The following is a 25,721-nucleotide window of genomic DNA, read 5'->3' on the forward strand; positions in this document are numbered from 1 at the left end:
CGGCGGGCCAAATGGGGTGGGTTGGCGGCGCTACGAGGGGGTCCCCGCCGCCCCGGGGGCGGCCATACCCCCTTTCCCCCGCATCCCCCTCGGACTACCGGCGTCGTCGCGCGGACCCCGCCAGCAGCCCCAGCCCGATCACCATCGCCCCGCCGGCCAGCGCCCACCTCAGGTCGAGGAAGTCCGGCCACGCCGCCCCGTCGGAGAGCATGTAGGCGGCCGCGACCAGGGCCGCCACCCCGAACACCAGGCCCACGACGTCGACACCGCGCTTCTCGACCGAATCCCGCTCAGCCACGACTCACCTCCACCTCTCCGAGATCGCTCCGCACGTCCAGCACGATCTTCAACCCGCCGGGCCCGTCGGCCCCGTAGTCGGTGACCTCTTCGTGCCCGCTCTTGCCGTTGGACTGGCGACCGAGGCACCGCACCTCGCCGAGGTCGGTCCGGCAGTTCACCGTCACGTCCGCGTCGGCCGGCACCTTGACCCGCGCGCTGCCCAGCCCGACCTCGACGTCCGTCGTCACGGTCCCGGACCCGCCCGCCGGCAGGCCGGTCAGGTCCAGCTCGACCTCGCCGACGCCCGTCGTGTACCGCTCCTGCACGTCCTCCACCGTCGCCGGCCGGGCCCTGGTGCTGCCCATCTGCCTGGCGTCGACGTCGAAGTCGACCGTCGTCAACAGCACCCCGACCACCGACAGCGGCACGACCAGCCACAGCAGCCCGCGCCCGCCGCCGCCCCGCAGCGCGCCGAGCACCATGCCCCCGCCCAGCACCGCGACCAGCAGCCCCAGGACGTGCCGCGCGTCGAACCAGTCCGAGTAGGACGACGCCACCAGCGACCCGGCCAGCACCACCAGCGCCGCGCCGAACGTCGCCACCCCGACCCTCGACCGCGGCCGCCGGACCGCCGGCACGGCGGGCGACGCGCCCACCGGCTCCGGCGTCCCGCCGGGCTCGGGCAGGTCCCACGCGAACGGGGCCGCGCCCAGCGGGTCCCAGGCCGGCGGCGTCACCCGCTCCGTCGCTCGCTCCTCCGCCGACACCGTTCCCCCCGCGTCCGTCGTCAACCCCGACCCGACTCCCGCGCCGGACCCCACCCCGGTGGGCACGTCCGGCCGGTTGAGCTGCCCGCGACCGCGGTGCAGCAGGTAGATCGCCCCCACGGACAGCAGCACCCCGCCGACCATGGTGAAACCGCCGTCGACGAAGAACCCGGTCGCGGGCAGCACCGCGAGCCCGAGCAGCACGGTCAGCGCCGTCGGCGTCGAGCTGCGGCCCCGCCCGATCAGCGCCTCCGCCGCGGACACCTCGTCGTCGGCCTGCGCGAGCCACAACCAGCCCAGCAGGTAGATGAGCAGCCCGGCGCCGTTGCACAGCGCCATGGCCACGAACGCCACCCGGACGATCACCGGGTCGATCTGGTACCGCTGGGCGATACCGGCGGCGACTCCGGCGATCTTGCGACCGTCGTGGGGCCGCCTGGGCCGCGTGGCCCAGAAGTCCTTCAGCGTCTCCTCGACGCCGGCTGCGCTGATGCTCCCGCTCACGACGACAAGCTTGCTGAACGCGCGCCGCCCGCACATCGGGGACCCACCCTGAACCGCGCATCGGGTGGAACCCTGATGACCGGCCCCCACCCCCGTGTGACCATCAAGGGGTGAGTTCGGAGACGAAGACCGCCGTCGAGCCGGTGCGCCGCAGGCGGACCGGCCGGGTGGTCGCGGGCGTGGCCGGCGGGGTCGCCGACCACCTCGGCATCGAGGTGTTCTGGGTGCGCGCGGCGTTCGCCGCGCTGACCGCGTTGAACGGCGTCGGCGTGATCGCCTACGGCCTGCTGTGGCTGTTCGTGCCGCAGCGCGCGGCCGGCGAGCCGGAGGAGCAGTCCACCCCGAGGGAGCGCCAGCAGGCCCTCGGGCTGGTCGCCCTGGGCATCGGCGCGGCCGTGCTGGCGGGCCTGTTCTCCGGACCGGTCAGCGGCTGGATCGCCGGGCCGCTCGCGGTGGCCCTCGTGGGCGCGGCCGTGGTGTGGCGCGAGGCGGACGAGGCCCAGCGCCGCCGGTGGCGCGACGGCGCGAGGTCCGGGATCCTCGGCGGCTCCGGCCGCACCACGGTCGTGCGCGTGCTCGCGGGCGTCGCGCTGGTGGCCATCGGCATCGGCGTCCTGCTGGTGAACAGCTACGGCATCGACCAGCTCCGGTTCGCGCTGCTGGCCGTGGTGGCCACCCTCGGCGGCGTGGCGGTGCTCACCGTGCCGCTGTGGATCAAGCTGATCAACGACCTGGGCGAGGAGCGCCGGGTCCGCATCCGCACCGAGGAACGGGCCGAGATCGCCGCCCACCTGCACGACTCCGTGCTCCAGACCCTCGCCCTGATCCAGAAGCAGGCCGAGCAGCCGCGCGAGGTCAAGCGCCTGGCGCGCGGCCAGGAGCGGCAGCTGCGCGAGTGGCTGTACGGGCGGGTGGTCGAGGACAACAACGAGCCCACCACCCTGTCCGCCGCCATCGCGAAGGCGTCCGGCGAGGTCGAGGACAGCTTCGCGCTGGCCGTGCAGCAGGTCGTGGTCGGGGACTGCCTGCTGGACCCCAACCTGTACGCGCTGGTGCAGGCCGCGCGCGAGGCGATGGTCAACGCGGCCAAGCACGCGGGCGTCGGCGACATCAGCGTGTACGGCGAAGTCGAACCCGATCGGGTGACCGTGTTCGTCCGCGACCGGGGCAAGGGCTTCGACCCGGAGACCGTGCCGGAGGACCGGCATGGCCTCGCGGACTCCATCGGGGGGAGGATGGACCGGCACGGCGGCGAAGTCCGGATCCGCACCCGGTTGGGTGAGGGCACGGAGGTGCAGCTGATGATGCCGAGGAAGACCGCAGACAAGCGAGAGACGGGGGCCAGGACATGACCGTCCGGGTGTTCCTGGTGGACGACCACGCGTTGTTCCGCGCCGGGGTGCGGGCCGAGCTGGACTCGATCACCGACGAGATCGAGGTCGTCGGCGAGGCCGGCTCGGTCGGCGAGGCGGTGGCGGGGATCGGGCACCACCGCCCGGACGTGGTGCTGCTGGACGTGCACATGCCCGACGGCGGCGGCGCGGAGGTGCTGCGGCAGGTGCGCACGGCGCTGCCCGAGGTGGTGTTCCTGGCGCTGTCGGTGTCCGACGCGGCCGAGGACGTCATCGCGGTCATCCGCGCCGGCGCGCGCGGGTACGTGACGAAGACCATCTCCAGCCAGGAGCTGGTGCGCGCGGTGGTGCGGGTCTCGGAGGGCGACGCGGTGTTCAGCCCGCGGCTGGCCGGGTTCGTGCTGGACGCGTTCGCCGACCGGCCCGGCGCCGCGCCGATCAGCGACCCGGAGCTGGACCTGCTCACCCCGCGCGAGCGGGACGTGCTGCGGTTGCTGGCGCGCGGCTACGCGTACAAGGAGATCGCGTCGGAGCTGTTCATCTCGGTGAAGACGGTCGAGACGCACGTGTCGAGCGTGCTGCGCAAGACGCAGCTGTCGAACCGGTACGAGCTGTCCCGCTGGGCCTCCGACCGCCGGCTGGTCTGACCGGCGGCTACGCGAGCTGCTGGGACTCGCTGATCAGCAACCGGTCCTCGACCTGCTCCAGGACCAGCTGGTAGGAGCCCGAGACCTCCGTCGCGCCCCGCAGGAACGTCACCCGCACCCGCACGACGAACCGGGTCGGGTGGTCCTGCACGGCTTCGATCCGGTCGGCGCGGACGTCGTCGTACTGGCCCCAGAACGCCCGGTACTCCTCGAACGGCTGCTGCCGGTACGAGGTGCTCAGGTTGTGCCACGCCGCCTCGGGGTCCTCCGGCAGCAGGGCGTAGTGGTAGCTGACCAGCGCGATCGCGTTCTCGGTGGTGAACGTCGTCGGCGGTGCGGCGGTGTCCTCGGGCGACCAGGGCCTGAGCGCGAGCACCGCGACCACGCCCGCGGCGACGACCAGCACGAGGGCCGCCACCACCGGCGCGAGCCACCGCCGCCTGGCCGCCCGCTCGACGGCCGGTCCCGGTTCGGCGGACGCCCGCTCGGCGGGAACGCCCTGGTCCGAGTCCCGCGCATCACCCGTGGCGTTCCGCGGGCGGGAGCCCGGCGCAGCGGCTCGTTCGCCGGCGCCCTGTCCGCTGAAGTCCGCGTCACCGGCCTTCCGGGCGGCGGAATCCCGCTCGGCGCGCTCCCGCCCGTCGGCCCGCCCGATCTCGGCCAGCAGCTCCACCGCCTGGGCCGCCGTGGGCCGCTCGGCCGGGTCCGCCGCGAGCAGCCGCTCCAGCACACCGGTCAACGGCCCGCACCGCGTCGGCGGCTCGACCCGCCCCGCCGCGGCCCGGTACAGCAGCCCGAAGTTGTTGTCGCTCACCCCGTGCGGCGACTTGCCCTCGACCGCCGCGTACAGCGTCGCGCCCAGGGAGAACACGTCCGAGGCGCGGTCCGGCTGCTCACCGCGCGCCACCTCGGGCGCGAGGTACGCCGGTGTGCCGGTGATCATGCCGCTGTCGGTCAGCGTGCCGTCCCCCGCGGCCCGCGAGATGCCGAAATCGGTGAGCTTGACCGTCCCGTCGTGCCCGATCAGCACGTTCGACGGCTTCACGTCCCGGTGCACGATGCCCGCCGCGTGCGCCGCGGCCAGCGCCGACGCCACCCGGCCGCCGACCCGGGCCGCCTCGACCGGGTCCAACCCGCCCTCCTCCGCCAGCAGCCCGGCCAGGCTGCGCGAGGGCAGGTGCTCCATGACCAGCCAGGGCCGGCCGTCCTCCACCACCACGTCGAACAAGGAAATCGCGTCGGGGTGCTGCAACCGGGCCGCGTTGCGCGCCTCGCGCATCGCCCGCGCCCTGGCCACCTCGACCTCGTCGTCGGTCAGGTCCGGCCACCGGAGCTGCTTCACCGCGACCTCGCGGTCGAGCAGCCCGTCCCGCGCCCGCCAGACGACGCCCATGGCACCGCTGCCGATCCGCTCGACCAGCGCGTACCGACCGCCTACCGTCCCCGTCCCCCCGGACTCCACGCCAGCAGGTTAGGCGATGCGGTCAGTTGGTCGAGACCAACTTGGCCAGCTCGCGGTCGAAGTCGATCCACAGGTCCTCCTCGCCGGGCTGGACCACGTCGTAGGTGAGGTCCAGGAACTCCGCGATGTCCTCGGCGTCGGCCGACAGGATCGCGAAGCCCGTGGGCGCGTTCAGCTCGACGAGCACCCGCTCGGGGTCGTCGGCGGCCGGCCGGACCAGGATGTCGCCCTCGCCCGCCGAGGTCAGCAGGCCGTCGGCCAGCAGGTCGCGGGCGAAGATCCACTCGACCTTGCCCTGCCCGGTGTGGAACAGGACGGCGACCGCGTACGGGTCCTCCGGCTCGTAGTGCAGCTCGGCCTCCACCGGGGCCGGGGCCACGCCCGGGACCAGGAGGTGGAACGTCGTTGTGATGGTGATGCTGTCGTTGCTCATGGCCTGTGGGTTCCCTTCGGAAGTCGTCCCTCTCATGTGAGGAGACGTCCGAGAGGGCGAATCGGGACGTGGTTCGCCTGAACACCACGCGATCGGGGGAGACCTGCGTCTCAAGTCCACCCGTTTGCCCAGGACGGCCGTCTCAGTTGGACCCGTCGCCCGGCATACCGACGGGTAACGGTGTGTTATCGCAGGTCACTTGAGCGTGGCCGCCGGGGTCGGCGCCTCCGCCGCGACCGGCACGATGGCCGTCGCCGGCTGCTTGCGGGTCAGCGCGACGCCGACGAGCACCACGACCATGCCCGCCACCACGCGCAGGTTCAGCGCCTCGCCGAGGAACAACGCGCCCAGCAGGACCGACACCACGGGCAGCAGGTAGCCGACCATCGTGGCGTTGGTCGCGCCCTCGTCCTCGATGACGCGGTAGTTGAGCACGAACGCCACCCCGGTGCCGAAGACGCCCAGGATCGCCACGGCCACGAGCGGCTGCCAGGACAGGTGCACCGGCTGCGTCCCGGCCACCGGCACCACGACCGCCGTCATGCCCGCCGCGGCCACCAGCTGCGTCGAGGAGATCTGCATGGGGGTCAGGCCGCGCCCGGACACCTTGCTGCCGATGTAGGCGTAGCTCACCGCGTAGGACGCCGCCGCCGCCAGGCACGCCAGCGCGCCCCAGCTGGCCAGCCCCGCCTTCTGCCACGGCGCGAAGATGAGGAGCACGCCCGCGAAGCCGAGCACCAGGCCCGCGAACCGGGCCGGGTTGCGCTGCCGCTCCGTGCCCAGGGCCAGGCCGATGCCCAGCGCCCACAGCGGGGTGGTGGCGTTGAGCACACCGGCGACGCCCGAGTCCACCGTCTGCTCGCCCAAGGCGAAGAGCGCGAACGGCACCGCGCTGCCGAACACCGCGGCGAAGCCGAGCCGCAGCCACGACGTCCGGTCGCGCGGCAGCCGCTGCTTCTTCCAGTACAGCAGCGCGACCAGCACCGCCGCGCCCAGGGCGGTGCGGGTGAGCGTGATCTGGACCGGCGACAACCCGGTCAGGGCGATCTTGATCCACAGGAAGCTGGAGCCCCAGAGCAGGGCCAGGACACCCATCCTGATCAGCGTGCCAGGCTTGTTCACCAGCACACCTTGCGCCTCGTCAAGCATCAGCACAAGTGAATAGAACTGCACGACGCTTAAGCGCCACTGTACGGTTGACGCATGTTGGACGTGCGACGCATGCAGGTGCTCCGGGCCGTGGTGACCACCGGCTCCATCACCGCCGCGGCGGTGAACCTGGGGTACACGCCCTCGGCCGTCAGCCAGCAGGTCTCGGCCCTGGAGCGGCAGGCCGGGCTGCCGCTGCTGGACCGGGTCGGGCGGGGCGTGCGGCCCACCCTCGCGGGCCGGCTGCTCACCGAGCACGCCGCGCACATCACGGACCGGCTGGTGGAGGCGGAGGCGGCCCTGGCCGACCTGCGCGCGGGCCGCACCGGGCGCCTGCGGGTGCGCTACTTCGCGACCGCGGGCGCGGCGCTCGTGCCGCCCGCCGTGGCCCAGTTCCGCGCCGGCCACCCCGACGTCCAGCTCGACCTCAAGCTCACCGAGCCGGACGACCCGATGGTGGAAGTCGAGGCGGGCCGCGCCGACGTGGCGATCGTCGTGCACCACGGGAACGCCGAGCCGCCGCGCGGCGTGCACCTCGTGCACCTGCTCGACGACCCGTACCTGGCCGTGCTGCGGCGCGGGCACGAGCTGACCCGCAAGCGCGTGCTCGACCTCGCCGACCTGGCCGAGGAGCAGTGGGTGGACGCCGTGACGCCGCCCGGGCCGTGCCGCGACATCGTGCTCGACGCCTGCGCGGGCGCGGGGTTCGCGCCGAACGTCGTGGTCGAGGCCGACGACTACCCGACCGCCCAGGGGTTCGTCGCGGCCGGGCTCGGCGTCACCATCGTGCCCAAGCTCAGCCTGGGCGTGATCCACCCCGGCGTGGTGGTCCGCAAGCTGCGCCACCCGGAGCCGACCAGGACCATCTGCGCCGCGATCCGCGAGGAGGGCGTCGGCTCGCCCGCCGTGACGAGCCTGCTGGAGGCGCTGAAGGGGTCGGCTACGAGCTGAGCTTCTGCTCGCCGTCGATGAAGATGCCCTGGTTCTCCCACTTGAGGATGATCAGCTTGCGCTCCTCGCTGACGGAGTCGTCCTTCATCCGGTAGGCGAGGTCGACCTCGTAGGCGTAGGGCGAGTTCATCCGCACGCTCTTGAGGTCCACCGACTCCACGAGCTTCCACCAGCCCTCGTAGCCGCCCGCGCCGCCGGCCGAGGACTGCATCTTGGCGGTCAGCCGGCTGAAGCCCTCGTCGATGTGCTCCGGCAGCAGGCCGAAGTAGTCGCGGACGGCCTGCTCCTGCTGCTCGGGCGTGGGCGCGGCGGTGATCTTGGCGGGCGGCGCGGTCGACTTCTTCGTCGGCGTGACCGACGCCTCCGCGCCGGCCTCCCGCGCGGTGGTGGACGTCGTCGGCGCGGCCTGCTCGCCGCCACCGCCGCCGTCGGACAGCACGCTCGCCAGCAGGATGCCGACGACCGCGGCGACCGCGACGGCCAGCGCGGTGACCACGGCGGACCGCTTGTTCCGGATGGGACCGCCGGGTCTGGCGCCGCCGCCCGGCCGGGCCGGCGGCGGGGTGTGGCCTGCCTGCCGCTGCTGCGCCGCCGGGGCGGGCGCGGGCGCGATCCGGGTCGCCGCCGGGGCCTGGGGAGCCGCCGCGGCCTGCGGCGCGTTCTGGTTGGCCGGGGCGGGCGTGCGGGCCGGCGCCTGCACCGGCGCGCCCTGCCACGACGGCGGGTGGGTCTGCGGCAGCGCCACCGGGAACTCGGGCGCGGCCCGGCCGGCGGCGACCGCGGCCAGCGCCTCCCGGGCCTCGGCCATGGTGGGCCGGTCCTCCGGCTCGGCGCGCAGCAGGCGCATCAGCAGCGCGGTCAGCGGGCCGGCCTGCTTGGGCGGCACCACCTTGCCCGACGCGACCTGGTGCAGCAACGCGATGGTGTTCTCGTTCAGGCCGAACGGCGGCGCGCCCTCGACGGCCGCGTACAGCGTCGAGCCCAGCGAGAACACGTCCGAGGGCGGGCCGGGGTCGTACCCCTTGGCCACCTCGGGCGCGAGGTAGGCGGGCGTGCCGGCGAGCATCCCGGTCGCGGTGACCGTGACGTCGCCCGTGGCCCGCGAGATGCCGAAGTCGGTGATCTTCACCGTGCCGTCGTTGCCGAGCAGGATGTTGCCCGGCTTGATGTCGCGGTGCACGATCCCGGCGTTGTGCGCGGCGGCGAGGGCGGAGGCGACCTGCGAGCCGATCGACGCCACGTCGCGGGGCGGCAGCGTGCCGCGTTCCGACAGCGCCGTGGACAGGCTCTTGGACGGCAGGTACTCCATCACCAGCCAGGGCTGGCCGTCGTCCTCCGCCACGTCGTACACCGCGATCGCGTGCGGGTGCTGGAGGCGGGCGGCGATCCGGCCCTCGCGCATCGCGCGGCGCTTCGCCTCGTCCGTGTCGGACTCGGCCAAGCCGGGCTGGAGCAACAGCTGCTTGACCGCGACCGTGCGGTGCAGTCGCTCGTCGTGCGCCTGCCAGACGACGCCCATCGCACCGCTGCCGATCCGCCGGCCAAGTCGGTAGCGGCCGGCAACCAGGCGGCCATCGTCGCTCACGGCGTGCTCCCAGTAGCTGCTAGGGCTTCATTCAGTGGCGAACGACAAGACGCCACTAGGACAAGGACGTTGCGTCACCCGATCGGGTTCAACACCACACCTTACGAGGTCCGCTACCCACCCTGTCCCGCCCCCGTGGCAGGAGGTGGGGTGGTCGTCGTCGTGGTGGGCGGCGCGGTGGTGGTCGTCGTGGTGGTGGTGGTGGTCGTCGGCGGGGTGGTGGTCGTCGTGGTCGTGGTCGTGGTGGGCGGCGCGGTGGTGGTCGTCGTGGTGGGCTGCACCGTGACCGTCTGCGTCTCGACCGTGGTCGTCGTCGGCGGGGCCGTGGTCGTGGTGGTCGGCTTGGGCGACGACGAGCTGGTCTCGCCCGGCGGCGTCGTGATCGGGTCCTTCCCGCCGAACCAGTCCAGCGCCACCGCCAGGAAGCCCAGCAGCAGCAGGGCGCCCAGCACGACGGCCGCGATCACCAGCGCCCGGTTGTTCGACCGCGACGGCGGCGGCGCGACCGGCGTGGCGCCGCCCGTGGACCGCGGACCGGGCCGCACCACGCGGGTGCGGTCGGCGTCCAGGACCGCCGTGGCGCCCGCGGGCGCCGGCGCCAACCCCGGTGGGCCGGCCGGCAGCATGCCGGTCAGGCTGGGGTTGCGGCCGTGGGCCACGGCGCTGAGCATGTCGCGGGCCTGCGCCATGGTCGGCCGGTCCGCCGGGTCGTAGTTGAGCAGCCGCAGCAGCACGTCGGTCAACGGGTGGTCGACCGTCGGCGGGTTGATCCGGCCCGCCGCGACGGCGTGCAGCACGCCCAGGGTGTTCTCCGACAGCCCGAACGGCGGCTCGCCCTCGACCGCCGCGTACAGCGTCGAGCCGAGCGAGAACACGTCCGAGGCGGGCGTCGGGTCCTGGCCGCGCGCGATCTCCGGCGCGAGGTAGGCGGGGGTGCCCGCGATCAGGCCGGTCTTGGTGACCGTGACGTCGTCGCTGGCCCGCGAGATGCCGAAGTCGGTGATCTTGACCAGGCCGTTGTCGGCCAGCAGCACGTTGCCGGGCTTGACGTCGCGGTGGACGATCCCGGCGGCGTGCGCGGCGGCCAGCGCGGCGGCGGCCTGCATGCCGATCTGGGCGACCTCGACCGGGTCGAGCGGGCCGTGCTCGGCCATCGTGTCGGCCAGGCTGTAGGACGGCAGGTACTCCATGACCAGGCACGGAGCGCCGTTCTCCTCCACCACGTCGTAGACCGCGATGGCGTTGGGGTGGTGCAGCTTGGCGGCGATGCGGCCCTCGCGCATGGCGCGCTGGATGGCCTCGTCCTGCTCCCGCTCGTCCAGGCTCGGCGCGAGCAGGAGCTGCTTGATCGCCACGATCCGGCCCAGGCGCTCGTCCTGGGCGCGCCACACGATGCCCATCGCGCCGCTGCCGATCCGGTCCAGGAACCGGTAGCGCTCGGCGATGACGCGACCGTCGTTGCTCACCGGACCACCTCGCTGGGGCGCTGCGTGACCGCGGCAAGGGCAGCAGGTCTCACGCTCGGGCTCCTCGTCGTGCGGATCGGTGCGCGGAACAGGCTAGGCCACCGCTCGCCCGCAGAGCCTACCCCGGCCGTGACTACGCCTTTCGAGCCGTTGCGCAGGTCACGTGAGCCGAGAGGTGACCGGGAAGGGATACCTGATACCGGCCCGTAAGGACACCCGTTCGCACGAAGATCGCCAGTTTTGCGGCCGAACGGCCTAACCGCCCGGTGGGCCACCCGTTCGGGTGGTTGCGCCGGTCGTCCGCGCGGCTGCGGAGGTCGGTTCGGCCACCGCGGAACGACCCCTCGGGCACGCCGGGAGGGGGGTTCGGGACGGACCTGCGGTGCGATCAGTTGGCCGGGGCGAAGAAGTCGAACCCGCCGATCGGGTTCAGGATCTTGCCCAGGTCGAGGTCCAGGCCGAGGCCCTGGTCGTCGTCCTCGCCCGGCGGGGTGCTCGGGACGGACGACGACGGCGGCGTCGAGGACGACGGCGGCGTGGACGAGGGGTTGGACGACGGCGGCTGCGAGCTGCTGCTCGGCGGTGCGGGCGTCGTGGTCGTCGGCGCGGGGGTCGTGGTCTGCGTGCTGCTGCTCGGGCTCGGCGCCTGCGTGCTCGTGGTGGCCTGCTGCTCGGGCTGCTGCTGCGTGGTCGTCGTGGCGGTCGGCTGCTGCTGCACGGGCCGCTGCTGGCGCTGGGTCGTCGTCTGCGCGGGCTGCCCAGTCTGCTCCGGCGTGGTGGTCGTCGTCTCGGCCTGCGGCTGCGCCTGCTGGGCCGCGGCGGCGCCGAGGTCCTTGGTGAGGGTGTTCGTGGCGCGGGCGGCCGGGCGGGCGTCGAAGCGCACCTCGGCGGGCGGGCGCTCGTCCGGGGACGTCAGCAGGTTGCTCGCGGTGAACGCGACGGTGCCGGCGAGCACCACGCCGCCGCTGGCCATCGCGACGAGCTTCGGCACGGAGAACCCGCCGCCGCGCTCCTCCTCGCCGGCGCGGCCCTCGCGGCGCAGCAGCTCGGTGATGTGCAGTTCGCGGCCCGAGAGGTTGGTCGCGCCGGAGACGGCGGACGCCGGGAAGCGGACGGTCTGCTCGTCGTCGTGGCGGTCGCGCCGGGGCGCCCGGTCCTCACCGGTGGGGATCCGCGGGATCGGCTGCGTCTCCGCCTCGCGCCGGGCGAGCAGGTCGGCGACGGACAGCTTGGCCGTCGAGCCATCCTGTCGACGGCGTTTGTCGTCGTTCGACACCGCTGGACACCTTTCCCGGGAGTGCATCGCGCTACTGACTGGGACCATGGATACCGAATCGTGACCGTCTACGTAACCCCTTTGAGTGAAGTTTCCTACGACTTCCAGGGATTTATGAACGCACAGTGAACTCCGGGGGTGTGATCGCTACGGATCGTCACTGGCGTTGCGCGGCCAAGACCTCGGTGCCGACGATGCGCGGAACGCTCGTGTCGGTCAAGTGGAATACCTGCTCGACGTGCATCCACCGACCGGTGCGCTCCTGCAGCGACACGACCGCGAGCACCGTGCCGTCCGGCCGCAGCCGGGTCGCCTCCAGGGTGATCGCCTGCACCACGCCCCAGGACTCGACGAAGTCCCCGCCGTCCCCGCCGAGCAGGTCCGGCGACAGCAGTCGGGACGCCTCCGCCGGGTTGGCCGGCAGCAGCTCGAAGAACCGCCGCACCACGTCCACCTGCGGTTGGGGCCCGACGACCAGGTGCGGGGTCGGCACCATGACCGGCGACTCGTCGGCCGCCGGCGGCGGCTGGTGCGGCCGGGCGACCGCCCGGTCGGGCCCTTCGCCGCCGAGCCGCCCCGACAGCACGTCCGGCCGCAGCGCGAACGACCCGGTGATCGACGCGGGCGGCTCGACCCGCGGTTCGACGGGACCGGCGGGGCGGTTCCCCGCCAGGATCGCGGCGCCCGCGATCCAGCCCAGGAGCACGACCGCCCCGGCGACCACACCGACCAGCCTGGCCCTGCCCCTCGGCGGCGGCTCCGGGTGCGCGCCACCCGCGAGGCCGTGCGCGCCGACCGGCTGGCGGAGCCGGACGCGCGTCGGCGCGGGCTGCTTCCGGATCAGCTCCGCCACCGTGACCGAACCCGCGCGGTTGTGCCTGCGACCGCTCGTCGTAGGGCGCTGCACTGGCGACTCCCTCGTCGTGTCGTCGCCAAGACTCGTACCGTCGGGGGCGGGTGGGAATCCAGCTCAGCGGGGGACTTCACTCGTTCGTGGCGACCAGTGGTCAAAACCCGTCGCCCGAACGGACGAAGGACTACGGAACGCGGGCGGTCACGCGCCGGGCGCGCGACGCTCCCCGTGGATCATCAGGGGGCCGTCGGTGGTGAACGACAGCTCCCGCTTCTCCGTGGTCGTGGTCCCGTCCTTGCGGGTGAGGTGCAACGTGCTCACCGTGACGCCGCGCACGGGGTCCACGCTGATCTCCCGCACCTCGACGGCCGCCACGTCGGCGAAGTCCTCGTGCAGCAACGCCTCGCCGGTCGCCCGGAACGTCTCCGACACGAGGGTCAGGGCCGTGTCGGTGTCGGCCGCCACCTGCTCGTAGAACAGCTCGGTGCTCACCGCGATCGCCTCGGGGTCCACGACCGGGCCGTCGGTCGCCGGCACGGTGGTGACCACGGGGGACGCGGCCTGCGCCGCGGTCGCGCCGTCGGTGCGCCCGACCGGGGAGCCGCCGCCGACGCCTTCGCCGTCGGCCAGACCCGCCGCGGACGCCTCGGCCGGCGTGCGGCCCGGGTCCTCGGCGGTCGTCGTCGGCGGGGGGCTGGTGGGGAAGTGGGTGAGCAGCGGCACGTCGGTCGGGTAGCCGGGCAGCGCGATGCGCTCGGCCGGGCCGCTCGAACCGACCAGGTTGGCCGCCGCGACCGCGAGCCCGACCAGGACGCCCGCCGAGGACAGCACGGCGAACCAGGCGGCCGCCTTCCACGTGCGGGGCGGCGTCACCGACGCGGGGACCAGGCCGATGTTGAACTTGCACAGCCCCACGGCGTCGGGGTGGCCGAACGGGTCCCGCGCGGCCGCCGGGCGCTCGGCCGTTGGCTCGCCGCACGTGGGCGCCCGGTGCGCCGTCCCGTCCTGCCGCCGACGCCGGTCCGACCGTTCCGCATCCCCGATGTCCATGCTCGCCGACCCCTCCCGCCCCCTGGCCGGACGGCCCTCGCGGGTTTCACCTGCCGGGCCCGAACTCACCCGGTGGGTTCGAGCCGCGCGGGGAATGGGGGTGGGACGCCGAGTACCCCGCTGCTGCCTCAGCGTAGGTGGCGGGTTCCCGTGGAGCCGGGTGGATCAGCCTTGTGGGTCTGATCCACACACTTAAGGGTGAACCTGCTCAGCTTCCGCTGTTCAGCCTCTTCCGGGTGCCCTGGAGCGCGTTGGTGGCGGCGAGGCCCGCGCCGCCCGCGATCAGCGCGCCGATGATGTCGCCGGAGACGCTGGACCCGGACGTGATCAGCAGGCCCACGAGCGCGATGATCGTCGTCACCCCGGCGACGGTCCACCGGCTGCGCACGTACTGGGCGATGGGCGCGCCCGCGGCGCGCTTGGACTTGGCGGCGGAACCGAGCATCGCGAGGTACCCGTCGTGCGCCAGCGCGGCGAGCACACCCAGGATCGCGATGAGGCCCGTGATGAGACCGATGACCATGGCACCAGTGTGCCCTCGGACAAACCCGCTGGACCATCCGTGATCGCCCTGATATCCCACCGGGGTGGAGGTCTTCTGGCACGACGCGTGCCTCGAGCACGACACCGGCACCGGGCTGTGGGAGCTGCCCGGCCGGTGGGAGTGGCTCGACGAGCCCGAACCGCACCCGGAGAACGCGGCCAGGCTGCGCACGTTCCGGCACGCCCTGCGGCACGGCCCGGTCGCGCCGCACCTGACCTTCTCGACCGGGCGGTTCGCCGACGACGAGGAGCTGGCCCGCGTCCACACCCCGTCCTACCTGGCACGATTGCGGGCGGCGTGCGCCACGGGCGCCGCCGTCGAGGTGAACACCCCGGTCGGCCCCGGCTCGTGGGACGCCGTCCGGGCCGCCGCCGGCACCGCGCTCGCCGCGTACGAGGCCGTCGCCGCCGGCCGCACGCGCCTGGCGTACGCCCTGGTCCGCCCGCCCGGCCACCACGCGCAGCGGACCATGGCGGACGGGTACTGCCTGGTCAACAACCCCGCGCTGGTCGCCGAGACGGCCCGGCGCGCGGGTCGCCGGGTCGCGGTGCTGGACTGGGACGTGCACCACGGCAACGGCACGCAGGAGGTGTTCCGCGACACCCCGGACGTGCTCACCGTGTCCGTGCACATGCGCCACGGCCCGTGGGGCGCGAACCACCCGCAGACGGGCGGGCCCGCCGAGTCGGGCCCGTCGAACATCAACGTCGAGCTGTCGCTGGGCGCGGGGGACGGCGCGTACCGGCGGGCGCTGGAGGAGGTCGCCTTCCCGGCGCTGGCCGAGTTCGGCGCGGACTTCCTGGTCTGCGCGTCCGGGTTCGACGGGTCGGCGTTCGACCCGAACGGCAGGCACAACCTGACCGCCGCGGGCTACCGGCACATCGGCCGGGCCGTGTCGGGGCTCGGGCTGCCCACCGTGCTCACGCAGGAGGGCGGCTACCTGCGCGGCTACTCGGCGCTGTGCCTGCACGCGCTGGTGGAGGGCCTGCTGGGGCTGGAGCTGCTGGAGGACCCGCTCGCCTACGTGCCGGACGACACCCAGCTCGTGAGCGCGGACCTGGCCAGGGCCAAGGCCGCGCTCACGGCGTGGGACTTCGCCCGCTGACCCCCGCGGGACCGGGGTCGGCGGTCCGGCGGGGTTACCTGCCGAGGGGGCCGCGACCCAGCTTGAGCAGGATCATCGCCAGGTCCCGGCCCTCCGGGCCGAGGTCCTTGTAGCGGTTGATGACGTCGATCTCCCGGTTGTGCACGATCCGGGTGCCGCCGGCGGCCATGCGGGCCGCGCCGATCAGCTTCGAGACCTCGACCCGTCGCTTGACCAGCCGCAACAGCTCGGCGTCCAGGTGGTCGATCTCCTGGCGCAACGCGTCGATGTCCTGGGCGGTTTCGGTGCTGTTCATCGTGACGACCTCTCGACTCTCCGGTTGGAGTCCCAGCCCTGGCAGCAGCGAAGCCCCGGGGTCCGAGGACTCCGGGGCTTCGTGGTGGCTTGTTCGGCGCTAGCGGTCCACGGGAGCCGGAGTCCGGATCCCGTAGAAAAACTCGAAGTGGGCCATGCGCACCGCCACATCATGCCACAGCCACGGGCTGTCGGGGGTACCCGGTAACGTGAACAGGCGATGAGCGCCTTGTTCGACTTGCCCCCAAGTCCCCCCTCTTCCCGGTCCGACCGGTCCCGTTCCGGGCGGCTGCTCGACGACCTCAACCCGTCCCAGCGCCGGGCCGTCGAGCACTCGGGCGCGCCGCTGCTGGTCGTCGCGGGCGCGGGCTCGGGCAAGACGCGCGTGCTGACCCGCCGCATCGCCTACCTGCTCGCCGAGCGGGACGTCCACCCCGGCGAGATCATGGCGATCACCTTCACCAACAAGGCCGCCGCCGAGATGAAGGAGCGGGTGGCCGACCTGGTCGGCGCGCGGGCCCGCTCGATGTGGGTCTCCACGTTCCACTCGATGTGCGTGCGGGTGATGCGCCGCGAGGCCAAGACCCTCGGCATGTCGTCCAACTTCTCCATCTACGACTCGGACGACACGCGCCGGCTGATCACGCTCGTGGCGCGCGACCTCGACCTGGACCCCAAGCGCTACCCGGCGCGCACGCTGGCGATCCACATCTCGAACCTCAAGAACGAGCTGGTCGACGCCGCCACCGCCAAGGAGCGCGCGGCCAACGACCTGGAGCGCCGCGTCGCCGAGGTCTACGAGAGCTACCAGCGCCGGCTGGGCGAGTCGAACTCGCTCGACTTCGACGACCTCATCATGCGCACGGTGGAGCTGCTCCAGCGGCACCCCGAGGTGGCCGAGCACTACCACCGCCGGTTCCGGCACGTGCTGGTCGACGAGTACCAGGACACCAACCACGCGCAGTACACGCTGGTCCGCGAGCTGATCGGCACGGGCTCCGACGGCGTGCCGCCGGGCGAGCTGTGCGTGGTGGGCGACGCGGACCAGTCGATCTACGCCTTCCGCGGCGCGACGATCCGCAACATCGTCGAGTTCGAGCGCGACTACCCGCAGGCCACCACGATCCTGCTGGAGCAGAACTACCGGTCCACGCAGACCATCCTCAGCGCCGCCAACGCGGTCATCTCGCGCAACCCGAACCGCCGGGACAAGCGGCTGTGGAGCGACCTGGGCGACGGCGAGAAGATCGTCGGCTACGTCGCGGACAACGAGCACGACGAGGCGCAGTTCGTCGCCAACGAGATCGACCGCCTGGTGGACGGCGGCGAGGCGAACAACGGCGAGATCGCCGTGTTCTACCGGACCAACAACCAGTCGCGCGTGTTCGAGGAGATCTTCATCCGCCTCGGCCTGCCCTACCGGGTCGTCGGCGGCGTGCGGTTCTACGAGCGGCGCGAGGTGCGCGACGCGCTGGCGTACCTGCGGGCGCTGTCCAACCCGGACGACACGGTGTCGCTGCGGCGCATCCTCAACGTGCCCAAGCGCGGCATCGGCGAGCGCGCGGAGGCGTGCGTGTCGATGTACGCCGAGCGCGAGCGGATCAGCTTCGCGGCGGCGCTGCGCGACGCGGTGACCGGCAAGGTGCCGCTGCTCAACCCGCGTTCCCGCAACGCGATCGCCGGGTTCGTCGAGCTGATGGACGAGCTGGGGGAGCTGGTCGAGCGCGGCGACGACGTGGCGGACATCCTCGAGGCGGTGCTGGAGAAGACCGCCTACCGGGCCGAGCTGGAGGCGAGCGAGGACCCGCAGGACCACACCCGCGTCGAGAACCTGAACGAGCTGGTCACGGTGGCCCGCGAGTTCACCGACCTCGGCGCGGCGGTCCCGGTGCCGGAGGAGGACGAGGGCCTTCCCTCCGAGGGCTCGCTGGCCGCGTTCCTGGAGCGGGTGTCGCTGGTCGCGGACGCCGACTCGGTGCCGGACGCGGAGTCCGACGGCGTGGTCACGCTGATGACCCTGCACACCGCCAAGGGCCTGGAGTACCCCGTCGTGTTCTGCACGGGCTGGGAGGACGGCGTCTTCCCGCACCTGCGGGCCCTGGGCGACCCGACCGAGCTGGCCGAGGAGCGCCGCCTGGCGTACGTCGGCATCACCCGGGCGCAGAAGCGGCTGTACCTGTCCCGGGCGCTGGTGCGCTCGGCGTGGGGGCAGCCGTCGGCCAACCCGGCGTCGCGGTTCCTGGACGAGATCCCGGCCGACCTGATCGACTGGCGGCGGGTGGAGCCCAGGCGGTCCGCGCCGTCCGCGCCGACGTCGTGGGGCCGCGGTTCGGGCGCCTCGCGCCCCGCGCCCACGAACGCGGGCTGGAAGGACACGCCGGCGCTCAAGCTGGACGTGGGCGACCGGGTCAGCCACGACAAGTACGGGCTCGGCCGCGTGGTCGCCGTGGACGGCTCGGGGCCCCGGGCGACGGCCACGATCGACTTCGGCGGCGCGGGGACCGTGCGGCTGATGCTCATCGGCGGCGTGCCCCTCGTGAAGCTCTGAGGCCCTGCCGGATTCCCGGGCAACCCGAATGGCACTCGCACGTCTATAGGGGTGTCACCAGCGGGACGGCCGGGTCGGTCGGGGCGAACCGGCCAGGGGGAGCCGCCGGCGGCAGCGGGGGTGTGGTGCACGGGGGCGTGCGGGAGCCGCGTCGGGGACGGTGACCGCACAGGGGGGATCGAAGGGGGACGGTTCCACAGAGCAAGGGCCGGGCTGCCTCGTGCAGCCCGGCTCTTCGCGTCGGTGCGCTCAGACGCTGATGCCCTTGGAGTTCAGCCAGGACAGCGGGTTGATCTTCTTGCCGTCCGGGTTCCACACCTCGAAGTGCAGGTGCGGGCCGGTGGAGAAGCCGCGGTTGCCCATGCGCGCGATCTGCTCGCCCGCGAGGACCTTCTGGCCCTTGCGCACGGAGTAGGTGTCCACGTGGCCGTAGACGGTCACGGAGCCGTCGGCGTGCTCGACCTTGACCCAGAGGCCAAAACCGCTTGCGGGACCGGCCTCGATCACGACACCATCCGCGGCGGACAGGATCGGGGTGCCGATGGGGCCGGCGATGTCGATGCCGTAGTGCATCTCGCCCCAGCGACCACCCCACCCGGACGTGAACTCGCCGGCGGCGGGGCGGGCGAACTTGGGTCGCCTGGCCTCGGCCTCCTCGGCCTCGCGGGTCTCGGTGATCTGCTGGCTCTTGACGAGCTTCTGCGCCTCGGCCGCCGGGTCGACCGTCTTCGCGACGGGCAGGACCTGCGGGGACGCCGGACCGGTGCCGCCGACGCCGAACGCGGCGGCGCCGTCGGCGGCGTTCGCGAGCGGGGTGACCTCGTCGGACGAGGACGGCGAGTCGGAGCCGAGGGCGTGGAGCGTCTGCCCTGCGCCGGCGGCCGCGAAGGCGCCGACGGCGACCGCGGCGACCACGATCCGGCCGCGCAGCGCCGAGGGCGGGGGCGGGAGCCGGTGAGAGCCCACGCCACGGGTCGAAGCGCGGTCTGCCGCTTCTTCGAGCACCGCAGAGCTCGTATGGCCGCCGGGGGAGCGGTGTTGAGACAAAACCTGGCCTTCCGTCTTCGGGGAGTCCGGTCGGACTGCCGGGCGGGGGATCCCGGTGAGCCGGTCGGGGTACCGACTCGTCGTCCTGCTTGTGACCAGACCGTGACAACGGACCGGGGGAAGATAACGGCGCGGAGCCCTTAAGGGCAATCCCCGATGACGATGTCTACCGTTTAGCGGTCAGTGGGACACACCCGCGTATGAGTGGTCACTCACCGTCGCCGTATCGCTCCGAAACCCGGTGGGTCCAGGCACGATGGGGTGAGAGGGGTTGCCATGCGAACGAGTGATCGCAGTCACAATTAGATCAAGTACCCGCGTGTCGATCGAGAGCGAAAGGTGACCTGAATCACGTATCCGGTGCTCCTCCACGACGAGCGCCGGGTGCGTCAACCGGGCGTTGGCCTGCGGGACGATCACCTGGTCCAACTCGCTCCACACCACGACGAACCGGGTGCGGCAGGGCGGGGACGGTTCGGCCAATTCGGACAACAGCTCCGAACCGGGCCTCAACTGCCTGGTCAGGGGCGTGGGCAGCAGGTAGGCGGCCAGGGTGCCGCGGTGCGGGGTGCCGAGGGTGGTCAGCGTGCGCACCCGCTCGTCGCCGCCGAGGCGCTGCACGTAATAACGGGCGATGAGCCCGCCCAACGAGTGGCCGACCACGTGCACCCGGTCGGCCCCGGTCCGCTCGCGGATCCGCTCGACCTGCTCCCCGAGCAGCGCCGCCGACCGCCGGACGTCCCCCGTCACCGCGGTCAGCACGCTGTGGTTCACCGCGTGCACGGCGGTGAAGCCCCGCCTCCGCAGCGCCCCCGACAGCACTGCGAAGGCGGACCTGTTGTCCCCGATGCCGTGCACCAACACGATGGGGGTGCCCGCCGCTTCCCCGGCCGAAACGAGGAGACCGCGCCGGCGGGGCGGGAGGCGGTCGGTGCGGTAGTGGCGATCGGCCTTCGGCCTCTCCTCCAACGCGCCCCACGGGTACAGCACGGTGTGCGCCGCCAGCCAGGCCGCCTCGACCGCCACACCGCGCACCCCGGCCGGCGACGCGACCGCCCGCAGCACGCCCCCGGCCGGCCCGAGGGCCTTGCCCGCCACCCGGAGCCCGGCGTCCAGCCGGTTCGCCCAGGTGGTCGCGAACCGGTCCAGCCCGGTCGCCGCGAGCGGGTCCGCCCAGGTCGCCTTGAGCCGGTCCGCCCAGCCGGCCGCGAGCCGGCCCCCGGAAGTCGATGATGCCCCCATCGACCACCAGTACCCGGTGCCCGCCCCGCGCAACCCGGCCCTGCGCAACCCGGCCCTGCGCAACCCGGCCCTGCACAACCCGGCCCTGCACAACCCGGCCCTGCACAACCCCGCCCTGCACAACCTCAGCCCCGCGCAACCTCCCGGTCCGCGCTCGCCCCTGCACAACCTCAGCCCCGCGCAACCTCCCGGTCCGCGCTCGCCCCTGCACAACCTCCGGTCCGCGCTCGCCCTGCGCAACCCGGGGCCGCGCGGTGCCGGCCGTCGCCGTGCCCGCGGTTTTGCTAGCGTCCGGCCGGTGACCCGAACCGCTGAACCGGTCTCACCGCCCACCACGAGACTGCGGGCGGCGGTCGGGGTGGCCGCGGCGGGCGCGTTGCTCACCGCGGTGGCCCCGGCTGTCGGCGTGGTCGACGCCTCCGCGCCGCCCGCGTTCACGGCCTGGCCGCTGCTGGCGCTGCTCGCCGTGCTCCCCACGGCCCTGGCGGCCGTCTTCCTCGCTCGCGGCCAGGAGCTGACCGCGGCGGCGGCGCTCGTCGCGCCCGCCGTGTTCGCCGTCGGACGGCTGCTCAACGACCTGCAACTCGTCCTCGACCCGGTCGACGCCTCCCGCCCGGAGCTGTTCCGGCCGCAGTCCCTCGCCGCGCCCACCCCCACCGCGGGCGCGTGGCTGCTCGTCGCCGGGCACGTCCTGCTGATCGCCGCGGGCGCGCTGGCGACCCTCGGCGCGGAACCGGACGTCCGCAGCGAACGGGCGGGCTTCGTCCGGCCCGCGACGGCCGGCATCGTGGCGGGCATCGGCCTGTTCACCGCGCCGTTCACCTCGACCGACGCGCTGATCCCGGCCCGCGGCCCGTTCGAGTCGCCGACGCTGCCGATGCTCGGCGGGCTCGTCCTCACCCTCGCCGCGCCCGCCCTCGCGGTCCTCGCGGCCAGCGCCACCACCCACGAGGCCCGCAGGGGCGGCCTGCTCGGCCTGGCCGCCGCCCTGCTCGCTCTCGCGCTGCCGCCGATCGCGACGGCCCTCGCCGTGGACCGCGTGGGCCCGGCCGTCGGCCCGTTCCTCGTGCTCGCCGCCGCCGTCGCGCTCGCGTGGCCGCAGCGGACCCCCAAGGACGCCGACCCGCACGACCTCGAACTGCCGGGCCAACGCCGGCTGCACGTCATCGCGGGCACGGCCGGCCTGCTCGCCGCGGCGGCCGCGGCCGCCGGCGCGTCCACCGCCCAGCTCGTCGTGCCCGCCGGCTTCCCCGCGCCCACGGCCTACGCCGCGCGCCTGCTCTGGCCGGCCGCGATCGCCCTCGCCGTGCTCGCCGCCGCACTGCTCGCCAAGGCCGCCGTCCGCCCCGCCTTCACCGTCGCCACGGCCACCGTCGGGCTCGCCGCCGCCGGCGCGCTCGACGCCGTGTTCGCCGCGACGCGGGTCAACCTCGTCCAGCCGGGGGTCGGCGTCTGGTTCACCGCGGGCTCCGTGGTCGCCGCGGCGGTCGCCGCCGTCCTCGCCGCGCTGGCCGGCGCGGTGGAGCGGGACGAGATCGGCACGACCACGACCGAACCGCCGCTGCCGCTGGTCGCCACCACCCTGATCGCCGCGCTGCTCGCCCTCGGCGCGTTCGCCCTGCCCGTGCTGCGCGCGCCGGACTTCGTGCCGTTCGGCGCGTTCGGGTTGCGCGTCGGCTCCTTCGGCTTGCTCGTCGCGTTGCTCGCGGTCGTGGCCGCCGCCGGCATCGCGCTCAAGGCCCGGCCGGGCCGGGGCGCGGCGCTGCTGCTCGGCGCGGCCGTCGTCACGGCCGTCCGCGCCCTGGAGTACCCGCTGACCGCCGCCCGCGCCGCCGAGGCCGCGCCCGGTCCGGGCCTGTGGCTCGCCGTCGCCGCGACGGCCGCGTTCCTCGTCGCCGGCGCGCTGCGCACGGCCCGCTGAATCGGTGTGGTGATCGACCTCACCACCTCTATGACGGACTTCACGGGCGTGGGGTGCGGTGGAGTCCGAGCAGGTCGATAGTGTCTTGCGAAGCCGCGTCGAGCCGGTCCCCCACGGCTGTGCCGGCGTTCCAGGTGATGCCTGGTACGTGTGGGCGCCAGGCCCCGGCCTGGAGCGCCGGACCATGAGGACCGCACGACATGACGCGGTGTCCGACACCGACGTCGCAGGAGACCCGAGTGGACCTGTACGAGTACCAGGCGAAGGACCTCTTCGCCGCCCACGACGTCCCGGTACTTCCGGGCGACGTGGCGAGCACCCCCGCCGAGGCGAAGGCCATCGCCGAGCGCTTCGGCCAGACCGTCGTGGTCAAGGCCCAGGTCAAGACGGGTGGCCGTGGCAAGGCGGGCGGCGTCAAGCTCGCCGAGACCCCGGACGAGACCGAGGCCAAGGCCGAGGCGATCCTCGGCCTGGACATCAAGGGGCACGTCGTTCACCGCGTGCTGGTGACGCCCGCGTCCGACATCGCCGAGGAGTACTACTTCTCCTTCCTCCTCGACCGCGCCAACCGCACCTTCCTGGCCATGGCCAGCGTCGAGGGCGGCATGGACATCGAAGAGGTCGCCGCGACCAAGCCCGAGGCCCTGGCCAAGGTGCCGGTGGACGCGATCAAGGGCGTGGACCGCGCGAAGGCCGACGAGATCGTGGCCGCGGCCAAGTTCCCGGCCGAGGTGGCCGACCAGGTGGCCGACGTCATCGTGAAGCTGTGGGACACCTTCGTCTCCGAGGACGCCACGCTGGTCGAGGTCAACCCGCTGGTCCGCGACCCCGAGGGCAGGATCGTCGCGCTCGACGGCAAGGTCACCCTCGACGAGAACGCCTCCTTCCGCCACCCCGGCCACGAGGCGCTGGTCGACAAGCAGGCCGAGGACCCGCTGGAGGCCAAGGCCAAGGCGAAGGGCCTCAACTACGTCAAGCTCGACGGCCAGGTCGGCATCATCGGCAACGGCGCCGGTCTCGTGATGTCCACCCTGGACGTGGTGGCGTACGCCGGCGAGAAGCACAACGGCGTCAAGCCCGCGAACTTCCTCGACATCGGCGGCGGCGCGTCGGCCGAGGTCATGGCCAACGGCCTGGACATCATCCTGCACGACCCCGACGTGCGTTCGGTGTTCGTGAACGTGTTCGGCGGCATCACCGCGTGCGACGCGGTGGCCAACGGCATCGTGGCCGCGCTGGGCATCCTGGGCGACGAGGCCACCAAGCCGCTCGTGGTCCGCCTGGACGGCAACAACGTGGAGGAGGGCAGGCGGATCCTCGCCGAGGCCAACCACCCGCTGGTCACCGTGGTGGACACTATGGACAACGCGGCCGACAAGGCCGCCGAGCTCGCGGCTGCGGGGGTCTGACGATGGCTATCTTCATCACCAAGGACAGCAAGGTCATCGTCCAGGGCATGACCGGCGCCGAGGGCACCAAGCACACCAAGCGGATGCTGGCGTCCGGCACGACCATCGTCGGCGGCGTGAACCCGCGCAAGGCGGGCGAGAAGGTCGACTTCGACGGCACCGTGCTGCCGGTGTTCGGCACCGTGGCCGAGGCCGTGGAGGCCACCGGCGCCGACGTCACCGTGATCTTCGTGCCGCCGGCGTTCGCCAAGGCGGCCGTCATCGAGGCGATCGACGCGGGCATCGGCCTGGCCGTCGTGATCACCGAGGGCATCCCGGTGCACGACACCGCCGCGTTCTGGGCGCACGCCGTCGCGACCGGCAACAAGACCCGGATCATCGGCCCGAACTGCCCCGGCCTGATCAGCCCCGGGCAGTCCAACGCGGGCATCATCCCGGCCAACATCTCCGGCCCGGGCAAGATCGGCCTGGTGTCGAAGTCGGGCACGCTGACCTACCAGATGATGTACGAGCTGCGGGACTTCGGCTTCTCCACCGCGATCGGCATCGGCGGCGACCCGATCATCGGCACCACCCACATCGACGCGCTGGCGGCCTTCGAGGCCGACCCGGAGACCGCGGCGATCGTGATGATCGGCGAGATCGGCGGCGACGCCGAGGAGCGGGCTGCGGCCTACATCAAGGAGAACGTCACCAAGCCGGTCGTCGGCTACGTGGCGGGCTTCACCGCGCCCGAGGGCAAGACGATGGGCCACGCGGGCGCGATCGTGTCCGGCTCGGCCGGCACCGCGCAGGCGAAGAAGGAGGCCCTGGAGGCCGCGGGCGTGAAGGTCGGCAAGACGCCGAGCGAGACCGCCGCCCTCATGCGCGAGATCATGCAGTCCATCGGCTGACGCTGCTCCGTTCGGGCAACCCGCCGAGGGCCACCTCCCCCGTGAGGTGGCCCTCGGTGCGTGTTCGGACGAGTCAATGCGCACATTGGGGGGAACCACGGGAGTCCGGTCGCCGTCGGAGAGTGTGCATCGGCTAGCGTTCTGTCGACCCGAAATCAGTTCGCAGGTGGAGGAGACCGCATCATGTCCCAGCCGTACGGCGCCCCTCAGCAGCCGCCGGGTCCGGCGCAGCCGGCGGTGGGTGTGAACCTGAACCTCATCCTTCCGCTGGTCGCCGCCGGTCTGGCGCTGATCGCGTTCCTGCTCGCGTTCGCCGACGACGTGCCGTCCTCCGAGTACCTGTACGCGGCGGGCACGCTCGCGGGCCTGTCCGTGCTGCCGAAGGCGCCCAAGGGCCTGCTGTACGCGGCGGTGCCGTTCGCGCTGATCCCCACGCTGGGGCTGCTCCAGGGTCTGATCACCACCGAGGCCGACGTCCAGGGCATGCAGATCGTGCTGCTGATCGTGTCGCTGCTGCTCACGGCGGCCGTCGTGATGAGCCTGCTGCTGGAGACGGGCATCGTGAAGCTGCAGCCGAAGACCGCGAACGTCTACGGCCAGCCGGGCGGCTGGAACCCGCACTCGGGCGCGTTCCCGCAGCAGGGCCAGCAGCCGCAGCAGTTCGGCCCGCCGTCCGGCCAGTTCGGCCAGCAGGCCCCGCCGCCGCAGCAGCAGGGCCAGGCGCAGCCCTCCCAGCCGCAGCCGACGTCCTACATGCCGCAGCCGGGCCAGTTCGGCCAGCCCGGCCCGCAGCCCGGCCAGGGCACGCCGCCCGGCGGTTTCGGCGGCCCGCAGCAGGGCTGAGCACGTCGTGAGAGGGGGTGGGGGGGGGGCGGGGTGCGCGGCCGCAGACGCACACGGCGCGCGCCGCGGGAGGCACCGGGACCCCCCGGCAGGGTACGTCT

23 protein-coding genes are annotated in these 25,721 nt (G+C 73.3%); 9 read left to right on the forward strand and 14 right to left on the reverse strand.

Features of this window, described 5'->3' with window-relative positions; genetic code table 11:
* Positions 1 to 94: 94 nt before the first annotated feature.
* Entirely contained in the window at positions 95 to 298 is a 204-nt protein-coding gene (locus ACFXGA_RS01435; protein ID WP_378083235.1) for a hypothetical protein, read from the reverse strand.
* Positions 291 to 1,550 (reverse strand): PspC domain-containing protein, encoded by a 1,260-nt coding sequence (locus ACFXGA_RS01440; protein ID WP_378083238.1) that lies wholly within the window; start codon positions 1,548 to 1,550, stop codon positions 291 to 293. The genes ACFXGA_RS01435 and ACFXGA_RS01440 overlap by 8 nt, the downstream gene beginning before the upstream one ends.
* Before the next feature lie 110 nt (positions 1,551 to 1,660).
* Between ACFXGA_RS01440 and ACFXGA_RS01445 the strand changes: the two genes are divergently transcribed.
* Entirely contained in the window at positions 1,661 to 2,902 is a 1,242-nt protein-coding gene (locus ACFXGA_RS01445; RefSeq protein ID WP_378083239.1) for a PspC domain-containing protein, read from the forward strand.
* A complete protein-coding gene (locus ACFXGA_RS01450) occupies positions 2,899 to 3,549 on the forward strand; it encodes a response regulator transcription factor (protein ID WP_053721568.1) in 651 nt (216 codons plus the stop codon). Before ACFXGA_RS01445 ends, ACFXGA_RS01450 begins: the two co-directional genes overlap by 4 nt.
* Positions 3,550 to 3,556: 7 nt before the next feature.
* On the opposite strand, the gene ACFXGA_RS01455 is transcribed toward ACFXGA_RS01450, so the two are convergent.
* The 3 genes from ACFXGA_RS01455 to ACFXGA_RS01465 form a co-directional block, all read right to left on the reverse strand.
* Positions 3,557 to 5,011: a protein kinase gene (locus tag ACFXGA_RS01455; protein WP_378083243.1), complete on the reverse strand. Its 1,455-nt coding sequence runs from the start codon at positions 5,009 to 5,011 to the stop codon at positions 3,557 to 3,559.
* Positions 5,012 to 5,033: 22 nt separating this feature from the next.
* On the reverse strand, positions 5,034 to 5,444 hold the full coding sequence (locus tag ACFXGA_RS01460; RefSeq protein ID WP_233825336.1) for an SsgA family sporulation/cell division regulator: 411 nt from the start codon (positions 5,442 to 5,444) through the stop codon (positions 5,034 to 5,036).
* Positions 5,445 to 5,639: 195 nt separating this feature from the next.
* Entirely contained in the window at positions 5,640 to 6,593 is a 954-nt protein-coding gene (locus ACFXGA_RS01465) for a DMT family transporter (protein WP_378083246.1), read from the reverse strand.
* A gap of 54 nt (positions 6,594 to 6,647) precedes the next feature.
* On the opposite strand from ACFXGA_RS01465, the gene ACFXGA_RS01470 reads away from it, so the two are divergent.
* Positions 6,648 to 7,544 carry a LysR family transcriptional regulator gene (locus tag ACFXGA_RS01470; RefSeq protein ID WP_378083248.1) on the forward strand — a complete coding sequence of 299 codons (897 nt, stop codon included), beginning with the start codon at positions 6,648 to 6,650 and terminating at the stop codon, positions 7,542 to 7,544.
* Here the strand turns inward: ACFXGA_RS01470 and ACFXGA_RS01475 are convergent.
* From ACFXGA_RS01475 to ACFXGA_RS01500, 6 genes are all read right to left on the reverse strand, one after another.
* Positions 7,534 to 9,129 carry a serine/threonine-protein kinase gene (locus tag ACFXGA_RS01475; protein WP_378083250.1) on the reverse strand — a complete coding sequence of 532 codons (1,596 nt, stop codon included), beginning with the start codon at positions 9,127 to 9,129 and terminating at the stop codon, positions 7,534 to 7,536. The genes ACFXGA_RS01470 and ACFXGA_RS01475 overlap by 11 nt on opposite strands.
* A gap of 113 nt (positions 9,130 to 9,242) precedes the next feature.
* Positions 9,243 to 10,595 carry a serine/threonine-protein kinase gene (locus ACFXGA_RS01480; protein WP_378083252.1) on the reverse strand — a complete coding sequence of 451 codons (1,353 nt, stop codon included), beginning with the start codon at positions 10,593 to 10,595 and terminating at the stop codon, positions 9,243 to 9,245.
* Positions 10,596 to 10,983: 388 nt separating this feature from the next.
* Entirely contained in the window at positions 10,984 to 11,871 is an 888-nt protein-coding gene (locus tag ACFXGA_RS01485) for a hypothetical protein (RefSeq protein ID WP_378083255.1), read from the reverse strand.
* Positions 11,872 to 12,028: 157 nt separating this feature from the next.
* Positions 12,029 to 12,724: a hypothetical protein gene (locus tag ACFXGA_RS01490; protein WP_378083257.1), complete on the reverse strand. Its 696-nt coding sequence runs from the start codon at positions 12,722 to 12,724 to the stop codon at positions 12,029 to 12,031.
* A 201-nt stretch (positions 12,725 to 12,925) separates the two neighbouring features.
* Complete coding sequence (locus tag ACFXGA_RS01495; protein WP_378083258.1) at positions 12,926 to 13,774, reverse strand: hypothetical protein; 849 nt, start codon at positions 13,772 to 13,774, stop codon at positions 12,926 to 12,928.
* A gap of 208 nt (positions 13,775 to 13,982) precedes the next feature.
* On the reverse strand, positions 13,983 to 14,297 hold the full coding sequence (locus ACFXGA_RS01500) for a hypothetical protein (protein WP_378083261.1): 315 nt from the start codon (positions 14,295 to 14,297) through the stop codon (positions 13,983 to 13,985).
* A 64-nt stretch (positions 14,298 to 14,361) separates the two neighbouring features.
* Between ACFXGA_RS01500 and ACFXGA_RS01505 the strand changes: the two genes are divergently transcribed.
* Positions 14,362 to 15,423, forward strand: a complete 1,062-nt coding sequence (locus tag ACFXGA_RS01505) for a histone deacetylase (protein WP_378083263.1) — start codon at positions 14,362 to 14,364, stop codon at positions 15,421 to 15,423.
* A gap of 34 nt (positions 15,424 to 15,457) precedes the next feature.
* On the opposite strand, the gene ACFXGA_RS01510 is transcribed toward ACFXGA_RS01505, so the two are convergent.
* Complete coding sequence (locus ACFXGA_RS01510) at positions 15,458 to 15,718, reverse strand: chorismate mutase (protein WP_378083264.1); 261 nt, start codon at positions 15,716 to 15,718, stop codon at positions 15,458 to 15,460.
* Between the two features lie 219 nt (positions 15,719 to 15,937).
* Between ACFXGA_RS01510 and pcrA the strand changes: the two genes are divergently transcribed.
* Positions 15,938 to 18,265, forward strand: coding sequence for a DNA helicase PcrA (gene pcrA / locus ACFXGA_RS01515; protein WP_378083265.1), 2,328 nt, complete (start codon positions 15,938 to 15,940; stop codon positions 18,263 to 18,265).
* Positions 18,266 to 18,514: 249 nt separating this feature from the next.
* Here pcrA and ACFXGA_RS01520 read toward each other — a convergent pair whose 3' ends face one another.
* Both ACFXGA_RS01520 and ACFXGA_RS01525 read right to left on the reverse strand, forming a co-directional pair.
* Positions 18,515 to 19,231, reverse strand: a complete 717-nt coding sequence (locus ACFXGA_RS01520) for a M23 family metallopeptidase (RefSeq protein WP_378083268.1) — start codon at positions 19,229 to 19,231, stop codon at positions 18,515 to 18,517.
* A gap of 261 nt (positions 19,232 to 19,492) precedes the next feature.
* Positions 19,493 to 20,554: an esterase/lipase family protein gene (locus ACFXGA_RS01525; RefSeq protein WP_378083271.1), complete on the reverse strand. Its 1,062-nt coding sequence runs from the start codon at positions 20,552 to 20,554 to the stop codon at positions 19,493 to 19,495.
* A gap of 16 nt (positions 20,555 to 20,570) precedes the next feature.
* Here ACFXGA_RS01525 and ACFXGA_RS01530 point away from each other — a divergent pair, with 16 nt between their 5' ends.
* The 4 genes from ACFXGA_RS01530 (at position 20,571) to ACFXGA_RS01545 (ending at position 25,620) form a co-directional block, all read left to right on the forward strand.
* Entirely contained in the window at positions 20,571 to 22,475 is a 1,905-nt protein-coding gene (locus ACFXGA_RS01530; RefSeq protein ID WP_378083274.1) for a hypothetical protein, read from the forward strand.
* Between the two features lie 239 nt (positions 22,476 to 22,714).
* A complete protein-coding gene (sucC, locus tag ACFXGA_RS01535; RefSeq protein ID WP_378083275.1) occupies positions 22,715 to 23,884 on the forward strand; it encodes an ADP-forming succinate--CoA ligase subunit beta in 1,170 nt (389 codons plus the stop codon).
* Between the two features lie 2 nt (positions 23,885 to 23,886).
* Positions 23,887 to 24,777: a succinate--CoA ligase subunit alpha gene (gene sucD, locus ACFXGA_RS01540; RefSeq protein WP_378083277.1), complete on the forward strand. Its 891-nt coding sequence runs from the start codon at positions 23,887 to 23,889 to the stop codon at positions 24,775 to 24,777.
* A 183-nt stretch (positions 24,778 to 24,960) separates the two neighbouring features.
* The gene (locus ACFXGA_RS01545; RefSeq protein ID WP_378083279.1) at positions 24,961 to 25,620 is read left to right on the forward strand and encodes a DUF5336 domain-containing protein; all 660 of its coding nucleotides are present in this window, start codon (positions 24,961 to 24,963) and stop codon (positions 25,618 to 25,620) included.
* Positions 25,621 to 25,721 lie beyond the last annotated feature (101 nt).

This window comes from Actinosynnema sp. NPDC059335 (assembly GCF_042752395.1).
In the GTDB taxonomy this organism is placed as follows: Bacteria; Actinomycetota; Actinomycetes; order Mycobacteriales; family Pseudonocardiaceae; genus Actinosynnema.